Source organism: uncultured Flavonifractor sp. (genome assembly GCF_944383115.1).
GTDB lineage: Bacteria > Bacillota > Clostridia > Oscillospirales > Oscillospiraceae > Flavonifractor.
Genome location: NZ_CALWOJ010000100.1, coordinates 1 through 6,898, shown reverse-complemented (window position 1 = coordinate 6,898; position 6,898 = coordinate 1). Strand labels below are relative to the sequence as shown.

At 59.6% G+C, this 6,898-nt stretch carries 6 protein-coding genes; 5 read left to right on the top strand and 1 reads right to left on the bottom strand.

All coding sequences use genetic code 11. From position 1 onward, the window contains the following. From Q0K43_RS09520 to Q0K43_RS09505, 4 genes are all read left to right on the top strand, one after another. Positions 1–642: VanZ family protein (locus Q0K43_RS09520; protein WP_297290307.1), on the top strand; the 642-nt coding region annotated here is incomplete at its 5' end. Further along, positions 584–2,563 (top strand): NAD-dependent DNA ligase LigA, encoded by a 1,980-nt coding sequence (gene ligA, locus Q0K43_RS09515; protein WP_297290306.1) that lies wholly within the window; start codon positions 584–586, stop codon positions 2,561–2,563. The genes Q0K43_RS09520 and ligA, both read left to right, overlap by 59 nt. A 156-nt stretch (positions 2,564–2,719) precedes the next feature. Continuing rightward, positions 2,720–4,159, top strand: coding sequence for an adenylosuccinate lyase (gene purB / locus Q0K43_RS09510; RefSeq protein WP_297290305.1), 1,440 nt, complete (start codon positions 2,720–2,722; stop codon positions 4,157–4,159). Positions 4,160–4,176: 17 nt separating this feature from the next. Continuing rightward, a complete protein-coding gene (locus Q0K43_RS09505) occupies positions 4,177–5,160 on the top strand; it encodes an ATP-dependent 6-phosphofructokinase (protein WP_297290304.1) in 984 nt (327 codons plus the stop codon). A 56-nt stretch (positions 5,161–5,216) separates the two neighbouring features. Here Q0K43_RS09505 and Q0K43_RS09500 read toward each other — a convergent pair whose 3' ends face one another. Further along, complete coding sequence (locus tag Q0K43_RS09500) at positions 5,217–6,458, bottom strand: 6-phosphofructokinase (RefSeq protein ID WP_297290303.1); 1,242 nt, start codon at positions 6,456–6,458, stop codon at positions 5,217–5,219. A 132-nt stretch (positions 6,459–6,590) separates the two neighbouring features. Here Q0K43_RS09500 and Q0K43_RS09495 point away from each other — a divergent pair. Continuing rightward, the coding region (locus Q0K43_RS09495) for a class II fructose-bisphosphate aldolase (protein WP_297290302.1) at positions 6,591–6,898 on the top strand (308 nt) is incomplete at its 3' end.

Here is a 6,898-nt window from a genome sequence, read left to right as displayed (position 1 = left end):
CAGATGCTGCCCTGTATGGCCATAGCCGCGGGCTGTTTTCTGGCCCTGCTGCATCACAGAAGGCGGGGACTGTACCGCCGGGGGCTGCAAAGCGGTGTGGTGCGGGAGATGGGTCTCCTGGTGTTTGTACTCTTCTGCGCCGGACTGGCGGCCCTGACGGTGTTCCCGTCCAACTTCTGGACGGTATCCCACTGGCAGGAGGCCTTTCAGGGGCTGCGGCCCTTTTTCCCCATCACGCCCCTGAGCGAATCGGTGCAGTATATTGGATGGACACCCACCCTGTTCCGTGGAGACAGACTGGGTGCGTGGGGCTTCTACATGGTGCTGGCAAACGCCCTGATCTTTGTGCCCATAGGCTTCTTTACCAACCTGCTGTGGCGACGCCCCCGGTGGTGGAAAGGGCTGGCGGTGGGCTTTTGCGTGTCCTTTACCATCGAGTTTTTACAGCTGTTCGTCAACCGCTCCACCGATGTGGACGACCTGATCCTCAACACCACGGGGGCTTTCCTGGGCGGGCTCATCGCTCTGCTGCTGGGCAAGCTGGCCCCCAAACTCACCCGAAAATTCCAAGTGGAGGTCCGCCATGGACGAGAAACAGGAGATCCAAAGCCTGCGCCGGGAGCTGGAGCAGGCCAACTATGAATATTACGTGCTGGACAACCCCAGCATGAGCGACTACGACTTCGACCACAAGCTGCGCCGCCTGGAGGAGCTGGAGGCCAAGTACCCCGAGCTGATCACCTCTGATTCGCCCACTCAGCGGGTGGGGGGCAAGGTGGCGGACGGCTTTGCCGAGGTCCACCACCGGGTCCCCCTGGAGAGCCTCCAGGACGTGTTCTCCTTTGAGGAGCTGGCCGACTTTGGCCAGCGGGTCCAGGACGCCCTGACAGGTGGAGTGGAGTACGACGTGGAGCCCAAGGTGGACGGGCTGTCGGTGGCGCTGGAGTACGAAAACGGACTCTTCGTCCGGGGCGCCACCCGTGGTGACGGTCAGGTGGGGGAGGACGTGACCGAGAACCTCAAAACCATCCCCTCCATACCCCTGCGTCTGCCCGAGGCCCTGCCCTCCCTCATCGTCCGGGGCGAGGTGTTCATGCCCAAGAAGAGCTTCGAGCAGCTCAACGCCGACCGGGAGCTGAAGGGGGAGTCCCTCTTTGCCAACCCCCGCAACGCCGCCGCCGGTTCTCTGCGGCAGCTGGACCCCAAGATCGCCGCCTCCCGCAAGCTGGACATCCGGGTGTTTAACGTCCAGTGGGCCGAAGGCAAGACCTTCACCACCCACACCGAAACCCTGGAATACTTGCAGGAACAGCGCTTTAAAGTAATTCCCCATTACATTTGTCATTCCATCCAGGAGGCGGCGGAGCGCATTGCCGCCCTGGGGGACGGCCGGGAGGAGTTCCCCTTTGATATCGACGGCGCGGTTGTAAAGGTAAATAACCTTGCAGACCGGACCACCCTGGGTTCCACCGCCAAATTCCCCCGGTGGGCCGCCGCCTACAAGTATCCCCCCGAGCAGAAGGAGAGCGTGGTGGAGGACATTGTGGTGCAGGTGGGACGGACCGGCGTTCTTACGCCTAAAGCGGTTGTAAAGCCGGTCCGCCTTGCAGGCACCACCGTCACCAACGCCACCCTCCACAACCAGGACTTCATCACCGAGAAGGATATCCGCATTGGGGACACGGTGCTGGTTCAGAAGGCGGGGGAGATCATCCCCGAGATCGTGTCGGTCATCAAGGACAAACGTCCGGAGGGCACGGTACCTTATCATCTGCCTGACCACTGCCCGGTGTGCGGGGCTCCCGTGGCCCGGGATGAGGACGGGGCCCACATCCGCTGCACCGGCGCCGAGTGCCCCGCCCAGCGGCTGCGGCACATCGTCCACTTCGCCAGCCGGGACGCCATGGACATCGAAGGTCTGGGCCCCGCCGTGGTGGAGAGCCTGGTGGGTGCGGGACTGGTGAAGGGTCCCGGCGATCTGTACAGCCTTACCGCCGACCAGGTGGAACCTCTGGAGCGGATGGGCAAGAAGAGTGCGGAAAATCTCATGGCCGCCATTGAAAAGTCCAAGTCCGCCGGACTGGGACGGCTCCTCTTCGCCTTCGGCATCCGGCAGGTGGGCCAGAAGGCGGGCAAGATACTGGCTGCCCGCTTCGGTACTCTGGACGCCCTCATGAACGCCGGGGAGGGGGAACTGACCGCCGTACCCGATATTGGCGGCATCACGGCCCAAAGCCTGCTGGACTGGTTCGCCAATGACCAGAGCCGCCATCTCATCGAGGCCCTGCGGCAGGCGGGGGTATCCTTTGACAGCACTGAAGCCCCGGTGGGGGACAAGCTGGCGGGCAAGACCTTCGTACTCACCGGCACCCTGCCCACCATGGACCGGAAGGAGGCCGCCGCCCTCATCGAAGCCCAGGGGGGCAAGGTGAGCGGCTCGGTGTCCAAAAAGACCAGCTATGTGGTGGCGGGGGAGGCCGCCGGGTCCAAGCTGCAAAAAGCCAACGAGCTGGGTATTCCTGTGCTTACAGAAGCTGATCTGATAGCGTTGTTGGAGCAATAGATAATAGAAACAGAGGCTTGGAGTAGATATCACGCGGCTCCAAGCCTCTGTTTTTTCCTTTGAGACACAGGTCATGTGCGAATTTTTCCTTGTGAGGACGTCCATTTTATAGTATACTATGTTGAGTCCGATTTTACGAAAAAGAGGTTATTGCGCATGGATCACGTCCGTTATGAAAGTCCTCTCTCTTCTCGCTATGCCAGCGATCAGATGCAGTACATCTTCTCCCCGGACAAGAAATTTTCCACCTGGCGGCGGCTGTGGGTTGCCCTGGCAAGGGCAGAAATGGAATTGGGCCTGCCGGTAACGGCGGAACAGGTGGAGGAGCTTTCGGCCCACCTTACCGACATCGACTACGACAAGGCTTCCCAGTACGAAAAGAAGCTGCGTCATGATGTCATGGCCCATGTCCACACCTATGGGGAGCTTTGTCCCAAAGCCATGCCTATCATTCATCTGGGAGCCACCAGCTGCTACGTGGGGGACAACACCGATGTGATCCTCATGCGGGAGGGCCTGTGCCTCATCCGGGACGAGATCGTCCGGGTGCTGGACAAGCTGGCCAAATTCGCCCGGCAGTATAAGGCCCTGCCCACCCTGGGTTTCACCCACTTCCAGCCCGCGCAATTGGTTACTGTGGGCAAGCGGGCCACCCTGTGGATGAACGAGCTGCTGCTGGATCTTGCCGATGTGGAGTACCGTATTGCCAACCTGAAGCTGCTGGGCTGCAAGGGCACCACCGGCACCCAGGCTTCCTTCCTGGAACTTTTTGACGGTGACCACGAGAAGTGCCGGAAACTGGACCGGAAGATCGCTGCCGAGATGGGCTTTACTGCCACTGCGGCCGTGTCGGGGCAGACCTACTCCCGGAAGGTGGACTATCAGGTGGTTTCCACCTTGTCTGGCATCGCTCAGTCTGCCAGCAAGTTTGCTACCGACCTGCGTCTCTTGTGCCATTTGAAGGAGGTAGAGGAACCCTTTGAGAAGAACCAGATCGGTTCCTCCGCCATGCCCTACAAGCGCAATCCCATGCGCTGCGAGCGCATCTGTGCCTTGGCTCGCTATGTGATGGCCGACGCGGTCAACCCCGCCATTACCGCTGCCAGTCAGTGGTTTGAGCGTACCCTGGACGACTCGGCCAACAAGCGTCTCAGCGTACCAGAGGCCTTTCTGGCGGTGGACGCCGTCCTCAATATCTGGGCCAACGTGGCCGACGGCCTGGTGGTCCATGAGAAGGTCATCGAGAAGCATGTGCTGGAGGAGCTGCCCTTCATGGCCAGCGAGAACATCCTGATGGATGCGGTCAAGAAGGGGGGCAACCGGCAGGATCTCCATGAGCGCATCCGAGTACTCAGCCAGCAGGCCGGGGCCAATGTGAAGGATCTGGGCCTGTCCAATAACCTTGTTGATCTGATTGCAGGGGATCCAGCCTTCTCCATGCTCAGCCGGGAAGAACTTACCTCCCATTTGGAGCCTTCGCGTTATATTGGACGCAGCCCGGAACAGGTGGAAGAATTTTTAAAAGAAGAGGTAGAGCCGGTCTTGGCACATTATCCTCAGGCTATAAATGGCCAGGCCGCGGAGTTGAGGGTATAAGTAAGGAGGAAATTGTGATGGAAAAAGCAGTTCGGCGTATTGGTGTATTTACCAGCGGCGGGGACGCCCCCGGCATGAACGCAGCCATCCGTTCGGTGGTTCGCACCGCTGTCCACATGGGGATTGAGTGTATTGGTATCCGCCGTGGCTACCACGGCCTCATCAATGGCGACTTTATCCCCCTGGACTTTGACAGCGTCAGCGGCCTGTCCCGCCGTGGTGGTACCATGCTCTACTCCGCCCGCAGCGAGGACTTCAAGTCCGAGGTGGGTCGGGAGCGGGCGGCTGCCACCTGCAAGCTGCTGGGGCTGGACGCCCTGGTTGGCATTGGCGGCGATGGTACTTTCCGCGGCCTGCTCACTCTGGCAGACAAGGGTCTGAGCGTCATTGGCATCCCGGGCACTATTGACAATGACATTGCCTGTTCTACTTACACCATCGGCTTTGACACCGCCTGTAACACCGCCTTGGAGTCCATTGATAAGCTGCGGGATACCATGCAGTCCCATGAGCGATGCTCGGTGGTGGAGGTCATGGGCCGCCATGCCGGCCATGTGGCCCTCAATGTGGGCGTGGCCTGTGGCGCCACCGCCGTGGTGGTGCCCGAGCAGGTGGTCAACTACGAGGAGGACCTGATCGAGCCTATCCGCCGTGCCCGCCTGGCAGGCCGCACCCACTTCATGATCATCGTGGCCGAGGGTGTAAACGGGGGCGCCTATGACATTGCAAAGCACATCCACGAGGCCACTTCTCTGGATACCAGAGTCACCATTCTGGGCCACGTTCAGCGGGGCGGCGCGCCCTCCCTCCGTGACCGGGTGGCCGCTACATACATGGGCTATGAGGCGGTACGTCTGCTGGCTGAAGGGAAGACCTGCCGGGTGGTAGCCATGGATGGCGAGTCCTATGTGGATTATGACATTCATGAGGCGCTGGAAATGAAAAAGGGACTGGATCAGCAGACTTATACTGTTATGCGGGCCCTCACCGGCGTTCAATAAGTGTAAAAAAACAGGAGGCATTTCCAAACGGAAATGCCTCCTGTTTTTATTTTTCTTTACATATCTGTAGTCAGAACTTTCTTCAGGCGGGCAAAGCGGGGGAGAGAATGCTCCTTGGGGCTGCCGGCCTCCCCCTGAATCAGGGGAAGTACATAGTCGATGAAGGGCTGCTCAATACCGTTGCCGGCCTCGTTGATCCACTCGCGGGGTACCTTCTTCTCGAAGTTAGCCACGATGTCCAGAGGCTGCAGCACGGTCTCGCACTTGTAGCCACCCTCACGGCTGCACTGGAAAGCCACCATCTTGTCGGTAGTACCGGCCACAGCGGCCTCTACAGCGGCCTTGCCGGCCAGGAAGGCCTCGTCGATGTCGGTCTTGGAACCCACATGAGAGCCGCACCGCTGGAGCAGAGACAGCTCGATGCCGCGGACTTTCGCGCCGGTCTTTTGCTTGATGATTTCAGCCAGCTTCACAGCCAGGCCGCCCAGCTGGGCGTGGCCAAAGCCGTCGGTAGCGGAAGTCTCGGCCTCGGAAACGAAGCGTCCATCGGCGTAGTGGATACCCTCGGATACAGCCACCATACACTTGCCGGTCTTGTTGTAGATGTCGGTCACGTCCTTGACAAACTGATCCATGTTGAAGTCCACCTCAGGCAGATAGACCAGGTCGGGACCACAGCCGGTGAGATTGGCCAGAGCGGCGGAGCCGGCCAGCCAGCCGGCGTGACGGCCCATGATCTCGATGACGGTGACCATGCCGGTATCGTAGACGTGGGCATCCTGCCACACCTCGGCACAGGAGGTGGCAATATACTTGGCGGCAGAAGCGAAGCCGGGGCAGTGGTCGGTACCGTTCAGGTCGTTGTCGATGGTCTTGGGCACGCCCATGATGCGGCACTCATAGCCCACCTTCTGCATATACTTGGAGATCTTGTTGCAGGTGTCCATAGAGTCGTTGCCGCCGTTGTAGAAGAAGTAGCGCACGTCGTACTTCTTGAAGATCTCAAGGATGCGCTGATAATCGGTATCGTCCTTATTGGGATCGGCCAGCTTATAGCGGCAGGAGCCCAGGGCAGAGGAGGGGGTATACTTGAGCAGATCCAGCTCAGCGGCATCCTCCTGGCCCATATCGTACAGCTTATCGTCCAGCACGCCCTTGATGCCGTGGGCGGCGCCCAGCACCCGGGTGATGCAGTCGGTGTCCAGGGCGGTGCGGATCACGCCAAGGGCACTGGCGTTGATGACGGCGGTGGGGCCGCCGGACTGGCCGATAATACAAGCGCCTCTCAGTTCACTCATGAAAGTTGCCTCCTGTTGATTGAAAAATTTTTTACAAATTTAGATTTTGCGGGAATATCATATCACGTCCTCTTGAAATTATCAAGGAGACCTGTTAAAATCATGGTGCAATAAAAAAAGGAGATGACTGATATGCCTCTCGTAACTACCAAGGAAATGTTCCAGAAGGCCTACAACGGCGGCTACGCCATCGGCGCCTTCAATGTCAATAACATGGAGATCGTCCAGGGCATCACCGAGGCCGCCAAGGAAGTCAACGCCCCCCTGATCCTCCAGGTGTCCAAGGGCGCCCGCGCCTACGCCAATCACACCTACCTGGTGAAGCTGGTGGAGGCCGCCATCATCGAGACCGGCCTGCCCATCTGCCTGCATCTGGACCACGGCGACAGCTTCGAGACCTGCAAGAGCTGCATCGACGGCGGCTTCACCTCCGTCATGAT

Bases quoted from the DNA above. Each gene is read 5' to 3' on its own strand.
- ligA (WP_297290306.1), top strand. From the start codon at position 584: ATGGACGAGAAACAGGAGATCCAAAGCCTGCGCCGGGAGCTGGAGCAG.
- purB (WP_297290305.1), top strand. From the start codon at position 2,720: ATGGATCACGTCCGTTATGAAAGTCCTCTCTCTTCTCGCTATGCCAGC.
- Q0K43_RS09505 (WP_297290304.1), top strand. From the start codon at position 4,177: ATGGAAAAAGCAGTTCGGCGTATTGGTGTATTTACCAGCGGCGGGGAC.
- Q0K43_RS09500 (WP_297290303.1), bottom strand. From the start codon at position 6,458: ATGAGTGAACTGAGAGGCGCTTGTATTATCGGCCAGTCCGGCGGCCCC.